Annotated in this window: 16 protein-coding genes; all 16 read left to right on the top strand. The window is 57.1% G+C overall.

From position 1 onward, the window contains the following. Positions 1 to 2 precede the first annotated feature (2 nt). The 16 genes from cmk (at position 3) to HY308_12330 (ending at position 14,995) form a co-directional block, all read left to right on the top strand. Entirely contained in the window at positions 3 to 674 is a 672-nt protein-coding gene (cmk, locus tag HY308_12405; GenBank protein ID MBI3899081.1) for a (d)CMP kinase, read from the top strand. 103 nt (positions 675 to 777) lie between these two features. Then, a complete protein-coding gene (gene rpsA, locus HY308_12400; protein ID MBI3899080.1) occupies positions 778 to 2,463 on the top strand; it encodes a 30S ribosomal protein S1 in 1,686 nt (561 codons plus the stop codon). Between the two features lie 59 nt (positions 2,464 to 2,522). Next, the gene (locus tag HY308_12395; protein MBI3899079.1) at positions 2,523 to 2,825 is read left to right on the top strand and encodes an integration host factor subunit beta; all 303 of its coding nucleotides are present in this window, start codon (positions 2,523 to 2,525) and stop codon (positions 2,823 to 2,825) included. 206 nt (positions 2,826 to 3,031) lie between these two features. Then, the gene (locus tag HY308_12390) at positions 3,032 to 3,328 is read left to right on the top strand and encodes a DUF1049 domain-containing protein (GenBank protein ID MBI3899078.1); all 297 of its coding nucleotides are present in this window, start codon (positions 3,032 to 3,034) and stop codon (positions 3,326 to 3,328) included. After that, on the top strand, positions 3,318 to 4,502 hold the full coding sequence (gene lapB, locus HY308_12385) for a lipopolysaccharide assembly protein LapB (protein ID MBI3899077.1): 1,185 nt from the start codon (positions 3,318 to 3,320) through the stop codon (positions 4,500 to 4,502). Before HY308_12390 ends, lapB begins: the two co-directional genes overlap by 11 nt. Next, on the top strand, positions 4,502 to 5,200 hold the full coding sequence (pyrF, locus tag HY308_12380; GenBank protein MBI3899076.1) for an orotidine-5'-phosphate decarboxylase: 699 nt from the start codon (positions 4,502 to 4,504) through the stop codon (positions 5,198 to 5,200). The genes lapB and pyrF overlap by 1 nt, the downstream gene beginning before the upstream one ends. Positions 5,201 to 5,273: 73 nt before the next feature. After that, positions 5,274 to 6,230 carry a D-glycero-beta-D-manno-heptose-7-phosphate kinase gene (gene rfaE1, locus HY308_12375; GenBank protein MBI3899075.1) on the top strand — a complete coding sequence of 319 codons (957 nt, stop codon included), beginning with the start codon at positions 5,274 to 5,276 and terminating at the stop codon, positions 6,228 to 6,230. After that, complete coding sequence (rfaD, locus tag HY308_12370; GenBank protein MBI3899074.1) at positions 6,227 to 7,216, top strand: ADP-glyceromanno-heptose 6-epimerase; 990 nt, start codon at positions 6,227 to 6,229, stop codon at positions 7,214 to 7,216. The genes rfaE1 and rfaD overlap by 4 nt, the downstream gene beginning before the upstream one ends. Before the next feature lie 54 nt (positions 7,217 to 7,270). Further along, the gene (rfaH, locus tag HY308_12365; protein ID MBI3899073.1) at positions 7,271 to 7,783 is read left to right on the top strand and encodes a transcription/translation regulatory transformer protein RfaH; all 513 of its coding nucleotides are present in this window, start codon (positions 7,271 to 7,273) and stop codon (positions 7,781 to 7,783) included. 52 nt (positions 7,784 to 7,835) lie between these two features. Further along, positions 7,836 to 8,438, top strand: a complete 603-nt coding sequence (locus HY308_12360; protein ID MBI3899072.1) for a winged helix-turn-helix transcriptional regulator — start codon at positions 7,836 to 7,838, stop codon at positions 8,436 to 8,438. A 135-nt stretch (positions 8,439 to 8,573) separates the two neighbouring features. Then, positions 8,574 to 9,581 (top strand): NAD-dependent epimerase, encoded by a 1,008-nt coding sequence (locus HY308_12355; protein ID MBI3899071.1) that lies wholly within the window; start codon positions 8,574 to 8,576, stop codon positions 9,579 to 9,581. Between the two features lie 3 nt (positions 9,582 to 9,584). Then, on the top strand, positions 9,585 to 10,994 hold the full coding sequence (locus HY308_12350; protein ID MBI3899070.1) for a mannose-1-phosphate guanylyltransferase/mannose-6-phosphate isomerase: 1,410 nt from the start codon (positions 9,585 to 9,587) through the stop codon (positions 10,992 to 10,994). 31 nt (positions 10,995 to 11,025) lie between these two features. Continuing rightward, positions 11,026 to 11,949, top strand: coding sequence for an SDR family oxidoreductase (locus tag HY308_12345; GenBank protein MBI3899069.1), 924 nt, complete (start codon positions 11,026 to 11,028; stop codon positions 11,947 to 11,949). Further along, the gene (gene pseB / locus HY308_12340) at positions 11,950 to 12,945 is read left to right on the top strand and encodes a UDP-N-acetylglucosamine 4,6-dehydratase (inverting) (GenBank protein MBI3899068.1); all 996 of its coding nucleotides are present in this window, start codon (positions 11,950 to 11,952) and stop codon (positions 12,943 to 12,945) included. Continuing rightward, entirely contained in the window at positions 12,942 to 14,114 is a 1,173-nt protein-coding gene (gene pseC / locus HY308_12335) for a UDP-4-amino-4,6-dideoxy-N-acetyl-beta-L-altrosamine transaminase (GenBank protein MBI3899067.1), read from the top strand. Before pseB ends, pseC begins: the two co-directional genes overlap by 4 nt. Continuing rightward, positions 14,111 to 14,995: an aldo/keto reductase gene (locus HY308_12330; protein MBI3899066.1), complete on the top strand. Its 885-nt coding sequence runs from the start codon at positions 14,111 to 14,113 to the stop codon at positions 14,993 to 14,995. Before pseC ends, HY308_12330 begins: the two co-directional genes overlap by 4 nt. Positions 14,996 to 15,005: the final 10 nt, after the last annotated feature.

Raw genomic sequence — 15,005 nt, 5'->3', positions numbered from 1 at the left:
GGATGGAGCACACACCCGTCATTACCGTCGACGGCCCGAGTGGTTCGGGCAAGGGGACTGTCTGTCAAATCCTGGCGACCCGTCTTGGGTGGCACTTTTTGGACAGCGGTGCGCTATATCGCCTGGTTGGGCTGGCGGCGAACCGTGCCGGTGTGGACTTGGCCGATGAGCCGGTCGTTGCCCAACTGGCGCTAAGTCTCGACGTCGAGTTTCTGCCACGTGCCGATGGGGCGCCCGAGATTTTGCTGCAGGGTGAAGAGGTTGGCGACGATTTGCGAACTGAAAGCTCAGGTGCCGCTGCCTCCCGGGTGGCAGCATTGCCGTCGGTACGTAAAGCCTTGTTGCATAAACAACATGCCTTACGCCGGCCACCGGGGTTGGTGGCCGATGGTCGGGATATGGGCACGACGGTTTTTCCCGATGCTTTAATAAAGGTATTCCTTACGGCGAGTGCCGAGGTACGAGCTGAACGCAGGTATAAACAGTTGAAGGAAAAGGGGTTCGATGTTAACCTGCGCCGGCTTTTGGACGAGATTCGTGAACGTGATGCGCGTGATGCCGCTCGTGAAGCATCACCGCTCAAGCCCGCTGCGGACGCCCACATTTTAGATACCTCCGATTTAAGCATTTCCGAGGTGGTCGATCGCATCGAGAGTCTGCTGCATAAACGTTAACGTTTTCAGCAGGTCCGAGTTCCTTCTTAGCTCGGCGTAAACGAATCTCGAAACTTCAACAACTGGTCTCGGACCATTCAGGTATCTGTCCTCGTGGAGAGTTATGGCTGAAAGTTTTGCGCAACTGTTCGAAGAAAGCCTGCATAAAACGCGTTTGCAGTCGGGCCAACTGATTTCCGGTGAAGTGGTTTTTGTCGACGATGAAGTGGTGATCGTCAACGCCGGCCTCAAGTCAGAAGGCGTTATCCCCTCTATCCAATTCAAAGACGCTCTCGGCGTATTGCACGTCAAGATCGGCGACACCGTCGAAGTCGTTATCGAGTCGCTCGAAGACGGCACCGGCGAGACCTTGCTGTCGCGCGAGAAGGCGATGCGCGTCAAGGCCTGGGAAGATTTGGAGAAGGCTTTCGAAGTTCAGTCGGTTGTCACCGGCGTCATGACCGGTAAGGTGAAGGGCGGCTACACCGTCGCCGTCAACGGCATCCGTGCATTTTTGCCAAGCTCGCTCGTCGATGTGCGCCCGGTGCGCGATCCGAGTTACCTCGAAGGCAAAGAACTCGAATTCAAAGTCATCAAGATCGACCGCAAGCGTTCGAACGTCGTTGTTTCGCGTCGCGCTGTCGTCGAGAAAGAAATTTCCGCCGAACGCCAAGCATTGCTGTCGAACCTCGAAGAGGGGCAGACGGTCAAGGGCGTGGTCAAGAACCTCACCGATTACGGCGCGTTCGTGGACTTGGGCGGCATCGATGGTCTGTTGCACATCACCGACCTCGCCTGGAAGCGCGTCAAGCATCCGTCCGAAGTCCTCAAGATCGGCGACGAGATCGAAGCCAAAGTTCTGCGTTACGACCGCGAGCGCAACCGCGTTTCGCTCGGTCTCAAGCAGCTCGGCGATGATCCGTGGGTCGACATCACCCGCCGTTATCCGGAAGGCGCGCGTCTGTTCGGTAAGGTCACCAACATCACCGACTACGGCGCGTTCGTCGAGATCGAGCCGGGCGTCGAAGGCCTGGTGCACGTCTCCGAAATGGACTGGACCAATAAGAATATCCACCCGACCAAGGTCGTGCAGTTGGGCGACGAGGTCGAGGTCATGGTGCTCGACATCGACACCGAGCGTCGTCGTATCTCGCTCGGCATGAAGCAGTGCCAGCCGAACCCGTGGCAGGAATTCGCCGCGAACCACAATAAGAACGAACACATCAAAGGCAAGATCAAGTCGATCACCGACTTCGGTGTGTTCATCGGTCTCGAAGGCGGCATCGACGGTCTCGTGCACTTGTCCGACCTTTCCTGGGGCGCGCCAGGCGAAGAAGCCGTGCGTAACTACAAGAAGGGCGACGACGTCGAAGCAATCATTCTCGCCATCGACCCGGAACGCGAGCGCATTTCGCTCGGCATCAAGCAGCTCGAAGGCGATCCGTTCTCGAACTTCGTCACCGTCAACGGTAAGGGCTCGGTCGTTAAAGGTATCGTCATCGCCGTCGAGGCGAAGGGTGCGACCATTAAGCTTGGTGAAGAGATCGAAGGCTATCTTCGTGCTTCCGAATTGGGCCGTGACCGCATCGAAGATGCGCGTTCGGTGCTGAAGGAAGGCGACGAGGTCGAGGCCAAGATCACCACCATCGACCGTAAAAACCGCAAGTTGTCGTTGTCGGTGCGGGCGAAGGACCTGGAAGAAGAGAACGAGGCGGTGCAGGAGTACACGCGCAAGCCATCTTCCGGTACTTCGACCTTGGGCGACAAGCTCAAGGAAAAACTCGGCGCCCAAGACAGCGTCGAGGAGTAACGGAAGCAATGCTTGTCTAGCTTGAAATTGGCCGGCGCATTTCCTATAGGAAAAGGACGATGACGAAATCAGAACTCATCAATGCGCTGGCTGCCAAGCAGCCGCAGCTCGATTACCGTGATGTCGAACTGGCCGTCAAAGAGTTGCTCGAGCAGATGTCTGCGGCGTTAGCGGCCGGAGAGCGGATCGAGGTGCGTGGCTTCGGCAGTTTCTCGCTGCATTATCGTCCGCCGCGGGTCGGCCGTAATCCGAAGACAGGGGCGGCAGTGCATGTTCCGGACAAGTTCGTTCCTCACTTCAAACCTGGCAAGGAATTGCGTGAACGGGTCGATAGCGATAATTCGGCACCGGCACCTGGTTAAATCGCTTTCCGTTATGCGGGAAGCAAAAACGGCATTTGGGTTATCAATGCCGTTTTTTTATGACCTGAAAAAATTAGAAAATAGGTAGGTTGAGAAAGTCTATTCGAGGCTTTTTCCAACTTGCGAGCGGCGGCGCCTATGCGCCTCGCTCCGGACCTTTTGCTCACGGATTAAGCCGCCGCGGCGGCTTTCTTTAAGGAGGCGGCATGAAGCGTGCGTTTTATTTTGTCGTGATCGTCGTCACCCTGCTGTTTGGCATTACCTTCGCGCTGAAAAATCATCAGGACATCGAACTTGCTTATTACCTCGGTGTAAATTGGCGCGGTCCGTTATCGCTGGCGCTACTGAGCACGCTCGCAATTGGCATCGCCATCGGTTATCTCGCCGGATTGCGCATGGTTATTCGCATGCAGCGGCAATTGGTGCAGGCACGCAAAGACATTCGCCAGATCGAGCAAGAAGTGATGAACTTGCGGGCGCTGCCGATCAAAGATGTCATTTAGCGGAATAACGCTCAGCGGTTATGACCTGTTGGTAGGCTTGCTCCTACCGCTGGCGGCGTTGTCCGGCTATTGGATCGCTCGTTTCGACGCCAAGCGCCAGTCTAACAAGACGCTCGACCTGCCGTCGGCGTATTTCAAGGGTTTGAACTTCCTGCTCAACGAGCAGCCCGACAAGGCCATCGAGATCTTTATCCAGGTGCTCGAGGTCAACTCCGATACGGTCGAGACGCACTTAGCACTCGGCAATTTATTTCGCCGGCGCGGTGAAGTCGAGCGCGCCATCCGCATTCATCAAAACCTGATTGCCCGCCCGACGCTGGATCGCGAGCAGCGCACATACGCGCTACTCGAGCTGGCGCAGGACTACTTCAAAGCCGGTCTGTTCGATCGCGCCGAGAACTTGTTCCTCGAACTCGCCGAGATCCGCGCGCACAGTGAACAAGCGTTGCGCTTACTGTTGAATATTTATCAACAGGAGAAGGAGTGGGAAAAGGCGATCCAGACGAGCCGGAAGTTGGCGCGCGCTTCCGGCAAGAATATGGACGCGATCATCGCCCAGTATTACTGCGAGCTGGCCGAACAAGCGTTTACCAAAGCTAACCTAACCGCTGCTCGTGAATTCCTGAAGCAGGCATTGGCGGCAGACGGCAATTGCGTGCGCGCTAGCATCGTTCTAGGCGATATCGAAGTTAAAGAGGGACGTCAGCGCGAAGCCATCAAGGCGTGGCGACGCGTCGAAGACCAGGATGCCCATTACTTCAGCGAAGTCGCCAGCCGTATCGCCGAGGCTTATCGGCAGTTGGATGACGAGCAGGGGTTGTACGAGTTTTTCAGCGATGCACAGGAGCGCCACGCGGCGGTATCGCTGACACTGACGTTCGCCGACATTATCAAGCGGCGCGACGGTGTAAAGGCAGCCGAGCGATTCATCGTCGAGTCGCTGCGTCGTCAACCCAACGTCCATGGTCTTTATCAATTGCTCGAGCTCAATCTCGAGCAGGCTGACGACACCGTTAAGCGCGATTTATTACTGCTCAAAGGCATTATCGAAGACTTACGTAAGCAACATCAGGGGTACGCCTGTCAGCAGTGCGGCTTCAAGGGTCGCAGCTTGCATTGGCTGTGTCCCAGCTGTAGCCGTTGGAATACCGTGAAACCGGTGGTGGAGAGCTGATGAATCAACCACGCGTCATTGTCGCTCTTGATTTTGCTATCGCTGATGAGGCGCTCGCGTTCGTCGATCGGCTGGTGCCTGGACAGTGTCAGCTTAAAGTCGGGCTCGAACTTTTTACCGCCGCTGGCCCAAATCTGGTTCGCGAAGTTGTCGCCCGTGGGTTTGACGTATTCCTCGATCTTAAATTGCACGATATTCCTAATACCGTCGAACAGGCTTGCCGACAGCTCAGTCATCTCGGTACCCGCTTGCTGACCGTCCATTGCCTTGGCGGCAGTGCCATGATGGCGGCAGCGCGGCGCGGTGTCGGCGAGGCAGCCGATCGGCCGCGCGTAATCGGCGTGACCTTACTGACCAGTCTCAGCACTGCCGACGTGCGTGAAATCGGTTTGGGTGAAAGTCTCGCCGACCGTGCGCTGAAATTGGCGGAGCTCGCTCATGTTGCTGGGCTCGATGGTGTCGTCTGCGCGCCGACCGAGGCGCGGGCGCTGCGGCAGCGATTCGGCGCCGGCTTTTTACTAGTGACACCCGGAATCCGCCCGACGGGTAGCGCGATCGGCGATCAGCAGCGCGTGCTGACGCCGGCGCAGGCGATCGCCGAAGGCGCGGATTTGTTGGTGATCGGCCGGCCGATCACGCGTGCGCCGGATCCGTTGGCGACGCTCGCGGCTATTGAGCACGAGATAGCCGGACCGTAATGTCCGATTACCGACTACAGCGGCTAACTTGGCCCTGATACCATTGCGCCCGCCAAGAGGCGAATCGACCAACATGTTGAATCAATTACTTAGTGATATTGCCCGTTGCCGCGTGCTAGTCGTGGGTGATGCCATGCTCGATCGTTACTGGCATGGTGGTGTCGAGCGCATCTCGCCGGAGGCGCCGGTGCCGGTAGTTGCGGTGACGCGTACGGACGAACGTCCGGGCGGTGCCGCCAACGTTGCCCGGGTCGTACGTACGCTCGGCGCGCAATGTCGGCTACTGTCCATTACCGGTGACGATGCCGAGGCCGACAGTTTGCAACGACTGCTGCAGACGGACGGTGTTGAATGCGGGCTCTATCGCGACAAGTGCATCAACACCACCGTCAAGTTGCGTGTTATTTCACGTAATCAGCAACTAATTCGAATCGATTTCGAATCGCAGGCCAGTAAAGACGCACGGGTAAAACTGCTCGATTATTACCTCGAACATTTGCGTGATTTCGACGTCGTCATTCTTTCCGATTACGGCAAGGGCGGCTTGGGTTACGTACAAGAAATGATTACCGCGGCACGCGACGCCGATGTGCCGGTGGTGGTTGATCCCAAAGGCGATGACTACAGTCACTATCGACGCGCGACATTGATTACACCTAACCGCAAAGAGTTCGAGCAAGTCGCCGGTAAGTTTCGCGACAACGCTGATTTAGAACGCAAGGCGCAGGCCATGGTAGCGGCGTTGGATTTGGAGGGGTTGCTGGTGACGCGCGGCGAAGATGGCATGAGCCTGATCGATAAAACTAATCGCGTAGCGCATCTGCCGGCACGAGCGCGCGAGGTGTTCGACGTCACCGGCGCCGGCGATAGCGTGATCGCTACCGTTGGTTGCGCCTACGCCGCTGGCAGCTCGGTCGAAGACGCGTTGCATTTGGCGAACATCGCTGCCGGCATCGTCGTCGGCAAACTCGGTGCGGCGACGGCAACACCGGAAGAAATTCTGCACGAAGCCGCGTTACAGGAGGCATGATGTTCGTCGTTACCGGTGGTGCCGGCTTCGTCGGCGCCAATATCGTCAAGGCGTTGAACCAGCGCGGCGCCAAAGACGTTTTGGTCGTGGACAACCTAACGAAGGCGGACAAGTTTCGCAATCTGACAGATTGCGAAATCGCCGACTACCTCGACAAGCAAGAATTCCTGGCGCGCGTGCAAGCCGGCGCCTTCAAGAAATTCAAGGCAGTGCTACATCAAGGCGCATGTTCCGACACAATGGAACACGACGGCCGCTACATGATGCAGAACAACTTCGAATACTCGAAGACGTTGCTGCATTTTTGTCAGGGCAAGCGCATTCCATTTTTGTACGCGTCGTCGGCAGCGGTTTATGGCGGCAACAAAGAATTCCGCGAAGACCGTGAATGCGAAGCGCCGCTCAATGTCTACGGCTACTCCAAGTTTCTGTTCGATCAGTACGTACGGCGTGCGTTGCCGAAGAAGACGGCGCAGATCGCCGGCTTTCGTTATTTCAACGTGTACGGCGATCGCGAGACGCACAAAGGCCGTATGGCGTCGGTTGCGTTCCATCACTTTCATCAGCTGCGCGAATCCGGCCGCGTCAAACTTTTCGAAGGTTGCGACGGTTATGGCTCCGGCGAACAGCGGCGCGATTTTATTTCGGTCGATGACGTGACCGCCGTTAATTTATTTTTCTTGGATCATCCGGCCAAGAGCGGCATCTTTAATGTCGGTACCGGTCGGGCGCAGACGTTTAACGACGTCGGTTGCGCCGTCGTCAATAGCGTACGCAAAAGCAAAGGCGAGCCGACACTTTCGTTAGCCGAGTTGCAGCAGCAGGGATTGATCGAATATGTCGCATTTCCGGAGGCGCTGAAGGGCAAGTATCAGAGTTTTACGCAGGCGGATATTGCTCGCTTGCGCAAGGCGGGTTACAAGAAGACGTTTCTCACCGTCGAGCAGGGTGTAGAGCGATACATGCAGCAATTGCTGACGCGGTGAACCGGTATCGAATTAGGGTAAGTTGTCGTTGCCCACCGTGCACAGGGTTTGATAATGAGTGACGTCGCTTCCAGAGCATGGTATTTGCTCTATGCCAAGCCGCACCAGGAAGCAGTGGCGCAAGTTAATCTCGCGCGCCAGGGTTACGAAACGTATCTTCCGCTGATCCACCAGACACGAAAGCGTCAGGGTCGACGTATAGTCACCGTTGGGCCGATGTTTCCGCGCTACTTGTTTATTCATCTCGATAACGAGTCTGATAATTGGGGCCCGATTCGGTCGACCTTGGGAGTGGCGTCGTTGGTGCGTTTTGGTCAGCAAGCGGCGCAGGTACCGACCGATTTGGTAGCGGCATTGCGGCAGCGCGAGGACGGCGATGGAATACATGCGTTGCCGGTGGAGCAACACCGCCCCGGCAGCCGAATACGAATTACGGAGGGGTCATTGGCTGGATACGAAGGAATTTTCCTCGCGAAATCGGGTCGGGACCGTGTGGTCCTGTTGCTTGAGATTTTGGGTAAAAAGACGCGCACGGTTATCGGCGTCGATACCATAGAGTCGTCATAGCAACCCGCCGCGCGCTTGACCTCAAGGGTGATGGGACTATAGTGTTCATTCAATGAACACCAAGCCCGACAGGGAAGAGCAATTGGTGCTTGAGTTGCTGGATGCGGTTGGTCGGAAGAGCAACGTCACTCAACGCCACTTAGCCCATCAAATGGGGGTCGCCCTTGGTCTGGCCAATTCCTATCTGCGGCGTTGTATTCGTAAAGGATTCATCAAGATCACCGAGGCGCCGTCCAATCGTTATCTGTATTACCTCACGCCAACAGGTTTTTCCGAAAAGAGCCGGCTCGCCGCCAAATATTTGGCGCATTCGTTCGAGTTTTATCGTAAGGCCGGCGACTCTTGCCTGCGGTTATATGCGGAATGTCGGGCGCGCGACTTGAGGAGGGTGGTGCTTTGCGGACATTCGGATCTGGCTGAGATTGCGGCATTACGGGCGCAAGAGATGAATATTGAAGTCGTCGGCGTTTATGACCCCGAGGCCGAGGTGCGTCGTCTTGCCGGTCGGCCGATATGGCAATCGTTTGCCGAGTTGCCGATGTTCGATGTTTGTATGTTGACCGATTTACGTGCACCGCTGGTTGTATTTGAGCAGCTGTGCGCCATTGTTGGACGCGAAAAAATTTTAGTTCCGGATATTTTGCGTCTTAGCTAATTGCCGTTAGGTTTTGCGGTGAGGGTTTCTTATGCGGGATGGCATAACCATCCTGCAGGGCGGTAGCGTGCTTGGAGCGCTTCGTCGATTCGAATAGTAAAATTTACAGATGCGCAGTCGATGAGGAGATAAAACGTGAAGGTTCTAGTAACGGGTGCAGCAGGCTTTATCGGTTCGACACTAACGTTGAAGCTGCTGGAGCGGGGAGACAGCGTTCACGGAATTGATAATCTCAATAACTATTATGAAGTATCCCTCAAGGAAGCGCGGCTGGCGCGGTTACAAGCCAAGAAAGGTTTTAGCTTCGACAAGCTGGATGTTGCCGATCGCGTTGGCATGCCGGAATTATTCAAGCGTCATCAATTCGATGCGGTCGTGCATTTAGCGGCGCAGGCCGGCGTGCGTTACTCGCTGGAAAACCCGCATGCCTATATCGATGCCAACCTCGTCGGCTTTTGCAATATTCTCGAAGGTTGTCGGCACTCGAAGGTGAAGCACTTGGTGTATGCCTCGTCGAGCTCGGTGTACGGCGCCAACACCAAGCTGCCGTTCTCCGAGCACGACAACGTCGATCATCCGGTCTCGCTGTACGCCGCCACCAAGAAAGCCAATGAGTTGATGGCGCATACCTACGCCCATCTTTATGGGTTGCCGTGTACTGGTTTGAGGTTCTTCACCGTCTATGGTCCTTGGGGTCGTCCGGACATGGCGCTGTTCATGTTCACGCGCGGCATCATCGCCGGTAAACCGATCGATGTATTCAACAACGGTCAAATGATCCGTGACTTCACGTTCGTTGAGGACATCGTCGAGGGCGTTGTGCGGACGATGGACCACACCGCGCAACCGAATCCGAATTGGACCGGCGATGATCCGGATTCCGCTACCAGCCGTGCGCCGTATCGTGTTTACAATATCGGCAACAACCGCCCGGTCGAGCTGATGAAATACATTCACGTACTCGAAGATTGCCTTGGCAAAAAAGCGGTGATGAATATGTTGCCGATGCAGCCGGGCGACGTCCCTGCAACATACGCGGACACGAGTGCGCTTGGAAAAGATGTGGGTTTCCGACCCGATACGCCAGTCGAAGTTGGTATCGCAAAGTTTGTAGAATGGTTCCGGGCCTACTACAAAGTCTAACGAATGTTATCGATACATCCCGTCGTGCTTTCCGGCGGCTCGGGCACGCGCCTGTGGCCGTTGTCACGTGAATATTTTCCGAAGCAGCTATTGAGTCTGGCCGGCGATCAGACGTTACTCCAGCAAACGGTGTTGCGCGTCGACGGTATGAGTAGCGCCGTCGCTGAGCCGCTATTGGTGTGTAATGAGGAACATCGATTTCTGGTTGCCGAGCAAGTGCGCGCGCTCGGCAAAACACCGGCAGAAATTATTTTAGAACCGATAGGCCGCAACACGGCGCCGGCGGCAACGCTGGCAGCATTGTCGTTGCTGAAGCGCGATCCGCAGGCGTTGATGTTGCTGATGCCGGCCGATCATGTGATTGGTAACACGGAGGCATTTCGCGAAGCCATTGGCCATGGCGCACAGTTGGCCGAGAGCGGTTTGTTGGTGACGTTCGGCGTGGTACCGACGGCGCCGGAAACCGGTTACGGTTACATCCGTCGCGGTCGCCAAAATCGTGTCGCGCAGTTCGTCGAGAAGCCGGATGAAGCCACTGCGCGCAAGTATCTTGCGAGTGGTGACTATTTATGGAATAGCGGCATTTTTTTGATGCGCGCGGACGTGTGGCTGCGAGAGATCGAGCAACGCCGGCCGGACATATTGAACGCATGCCGCGCTGCCTACGATCAGGGAAAGCGCGACGCCGATTTTTTTCGTGTCGACCGGCAAGTGTTCACTGACTGTCCGAGTGATTCGATCGACTACGCGGTAATGGAAAAAACCGAACATGCCGCAGTCGTACCGTTGGATGCCGGTTGGTCCGACATCGGTGCCTGGTCGGCGTTGTGGCAGGTAAGCGAACAGGACGGCGACGGCAATGTAACGCAAGGCGACGTTATGACGCATTCGACACGCAACGCGCTGGTCATCGCGCAACACCGTTTGGTGGCGACCGTTGGCCTCGAAGACGTGATAGTTATCGAGACCGCCGATGCGGTGTTGGTGGCGCACAAGAGCCAATCGCAGAACGTGCGCGACATCGTCGACCGTCTCAAGCGCGAAAAGCGCACGGAACATTTGGTGCACCGTTGCGTGTCTCGACCGTGGGGCAGTTATGAGGGTATCGACGACGGTGCGCGCTTTCAAGTGAAGCGACTGGTGGTTAAACCGCGAGCATCGTTATCGTTACAGATGCACTATCATCGCGCCGAGCATTGGGTGGTGGTCAAAGGGACGGCGCGGGTAACGCGCGGCGACGAATCTTTTGTACTGACGGAAAATCAATCGACCTACATTCCGTTGGGCACGCGTCATCGTCTGGAAAATCCAGGCAACATTCCGCTGGAAATCATCGAAGTACAATCGGGTAGCTATCTCGGAGAGGACGATATCGTCCGATTCGAAGACGCCTATAACCGGCACAAGAACTAACCGTTGGCGTCATAACTCGTCTGGATCTGCGTTGGAACGTTTGTTAATAACAGGCGGTAGCGGCCTGCTCGCGTTGAATTGGGCGTGCGCGGTTCGCGATCGGTTCGACGTCGTGCTCGGCACGCATCGGCACGCCGTGCAGCTATCCGGCACGCGTGCGGTCGCGCTCGATTTGCAATCGGCCGAGGCATTCACCCAGCAATTGCAGGTGCTGGCGCCGGATATTGTCGTCCATACCGCCGGCATGGCCAGTGTCGATCGTTGCGAGCGCCATCCGCGCGAAGCCGAGCACACGAACCGCGACGTTGCCACGAACGTGGCGCTGGCGACGCAGGCGCGCGGCGTCAAACTTGTGCACATCTCAACCGATCATTTTTTTCCCGGCGACAAGCCGCTGGTCACCGAGCACGATGCACCGCGGCCGTTGAACGTTTATGCGCGCACCAAATTGCAAGCGGAGCAGCAGGTGCAAACGGCGCATCCGCAGGCATTGATTGTCCGCACCAATTTTTTCGGTTGGGGCTCGGCGCGGCGCCAGTCGTTTAGCGATTGGATCATCAATAACCTGCGGCTCGGTCAAGCATTGACCATGTTTGACGACGTTTACTTCACGCCGATCTTGGCCGACACCCTGGCGTTGACGGCGCACGACGTGTTGGCGCGGAACGCCAGCGGCATCTATCACATGGTCGGCGATCAACGGGTTTCGAAATTCGATTTCGGCCAGCAACTTGCGCAACGTTTCGGCTTGCGCACGGCGCTGATTGCGCGCGGCAAGGTCGACCAATCCAAGTTGTCGGCGCCGCGACCGCACGATATGTCGCTCGACAATTCCCGGGTTCGTAGTTTATTGAATCGCGACATCGGCAAGTTGGAAGTTTTCTTTGAAGAGCTTTATCGACAGGAACAGCAGGGTAGGGCAGCAGAACTCAAGAACGTCGTAGCGGAGATATAAATGTCAATTTTGGACGGAAAATCGGTCTTGATTACCGGCGCCACCGGCTCGTTCGGTAAGCGTTTCGTCAAATACGTGTTGGACCATCACCAGCCGTCGCGTTTGGTGATTTTCAGTCGCGATGAGCTGAAGCAATTTGAAATGCAGCAGCATATTCAATCGCCGTTGCTGCGTTACTTTTTGGGCGATGTGCGCGACAAGACCCGGCTGTACCGGGCGTTCGACGGCGTGCAGGTGGTGATCCACGCCGCCGCCATGAAACAAGTGCCGGCGTCGGAATACAACCCGATGGAGGCGATTAAGACCAACATCATCGGCGCCGAGAACGTTATCGACGTCTGTATCGATCAAGGCGTCGAGCGCGTGGTCGCCTTGAGTACCGACAAGGCGGCGAACCCGGCGAATTTGTACGGCGCCACTAAGTTGTGCTCGGACAAATTGTTCATCGCCGCCAACGCCTTGTCTGGCCGCCACCGCACGCACTTCTCGGTGGTACGTTACGGTAACGTCATCGGCTCGCGCGGCAGCGTCATTCCGTTCTTCATGCAGAAGCGCAAGGAAGGCGTGTTGCCGATCACCGATGCGCGCATGACACGTTTTTGGATCACGCTCAAACAGGGCGTGCAATTCGTGATCGATAGTCTTGAGCGCATGCATGGCGGCGAAATATTCGTGCCGAAGATCCCCAGCATGAACATCATGGACGTGGCGAAGGTCGTCGCGCCGGAGTGCAGCACCAAGATCATCGGCATTCGTCCGGGCGAGAAGCTGCACGAGGTCATGATCACGCAGGATGACGCCGCGCATACCGCCGAGTTCAGCGATCACTACGTGATCCAGCCGGCGGCGACGTGGTGGGACCGGGCGGCATATCTACGCGACACCAAGGCCGGCATCGTGCCGGAAGATTTCCAATACAGCAGCGATCACAATTCCGTATGGATGACGCGCGAGCAGTTGGCCGAGCTCCTCAGAAAAGAAACCATCGAACTATGATCCCTTACGGCCGGCACTATATCGACGAGGACGACATTCAGGCGGTCGCCGAAGTATTGCGCCACGGCGCGCTCACGCAGGGCCCCAAGGTCGGCGAGTTCGAGCGCGCGGTGGCTGACTATGTCGGTGCGCGTTACGCGGTGGCGGTGTCGAGCGGCACGTCGGCGTTACACCTCGCCGCCATGGTCGCCGATCTCGGCCCTGGTGATACGTTGATCACGACGCCCAACACCTTCGTCGCCAGCGCCAATTGCGGCGCCTTCGTTGGTGCCACCGTGCAGTTCGCCGATATCGATCCGCAGACACTTAATATGTCGCCGACGGCGTTGGCGCTGCGTTGCCAAGGTCAGTCGCGTGTACGCGCGATCGTGCCGGTGCACTTCGCCGGCTTGCCGTGCGATATGCCGGCGATTCGCGCGGTTGCGAAGCAACACCGGGCGGTGGTCATCGAAGACGCGTCGCATGCATTGGGTGCGAGCTATCCGGACGGTGGCCGCGTCGGTAACGGCGCGCACTCGGACATGACGGTGTTCTCGTTCCATCCGGTCAAACACATCGCCGCCGGCGAAGGCGGAATGATCGTTACCAATAACGAAAACTACTATCGCCGCTTGATTCGCTTACGTAGCCACGGCATCAACAAGGGTGACGATCCGACCTTATGTAAGGACTTGGGGTTCACCGACGGCGCGCCGAACCCGTGGTATTACGAGATGCAGGAACTCGGCTACAACTATCGCATCACCGATATTCAAAGCGCGCTGGCGCTGTCGCAGATGCGCAAGCTCGACCGGTTTGTTGCCCGCCGGCGCGAGCTGGTGCGTGTCTATGATGAGACGTTCCGCTCGTGGCGCGGCGTCCGCCCCGGGCAAACACACGGCCGCGACCTCAGCTCGCATCACCTATATGTACTGCGCATCGATTTCGCGGCGTTGAAGACGTCGCGTGCAAAATTGATGTGGCAGCTGGCGGAACACGGAATCGGCTCGCAGGTGCACTACATTCCGGTGCATTTTCATCCTTATTATCGTCGTGCCGGCCAGCCGACCGACGACCTGGCAGCGACCGAGCAGTACTACCGCGAGGCGCTCAGTATCCCACTTTATTTCGGGCTAACCGCCGAACAACAACGGTCGATTATCGACCGCCTGGCGGCGTTGACGCAGTGAAGCTCGGTCTCGGTACCGTTCAGTTCGGTTTGGACTACGGTGTATCTAACGCCGGTGGTCGGGTGCCGGAAGCGGAAGTTGAAAAAATTCTTGCAACCGCCGGGCGCGCGGAAATTTCCGTGTTGGATACGGCCAATCTCTATGGCGATAGCGAAGCCGTATTGGGTCGAACGATTCCACCCGATCAGCACTTCCGTGTCGTCACCAAGACGCTGCAGTTTCGAACGGCACGGTTGACGGACCACGATGCGCACGCGTTGCGCGTCGGTTTCGAGCAGTCGCTCACGCGCCTCGGCGCGGAGCAGGTCTACGGTTTATTAGTGCACCATGCCGACGACTTGTTGGTAGACGGCGGCGAAGCGTTGCACGCGGAGATGCTGCGGCTTCGCGCCAGCGGGCAGGTAGCAAAGATCGGCGTATCGGTGTACGACACGCGCCAGCTCGACGATGTGCTCGAGCGCTACCCAGTCGATCTCGTGCAGTTACCGCTGAATGTTTGTGACCGCCGATTTATCAGTGGCGGGCATTTAGCCGCATTGCAGCGGGCGGGTGTCGAGGTTCATGCGCGTTCCGCGTTCCTGCAGGGCCTGTTGCTGATGGATGACGCAAAGATCCATCGCTACTTCGATCCCTACCGTGACCGGCTACGTGCGTACTTCCGCGCGCTTGCCGACGCCGGCTTATCGCGTTTGCAAGGTGCGCTCGCGTTCGTGGCGTCGGTTCCCGAGGTCGACATCGCCTTGGTTGGTGTGACTTCGCAGGTCGAGCTGGTGCAGATCGTCGATGCATTGGCGCAACCGCTTCCCGATTACACGTTTTTTGACGAATTCACGATCGCTGACGAAGGATTGATCAATCCGTCCCGTTGGCAGATCGCCTGATGACGGAGAG

Source organism: Gammaproteobacteria bacterium (assembly GCA_016199745.1).
In the GTDB taxonomy this organism is placed as follows: domain Bacteria; phylum Pseudomonadota; class Gammaproteobacteria; order Acidiferrobacterales; family Sulfurifustaceae; genus JACQFZ01.
This window is presented reverse-complemented; position numbering and strand designations above follow the sequence as displayed.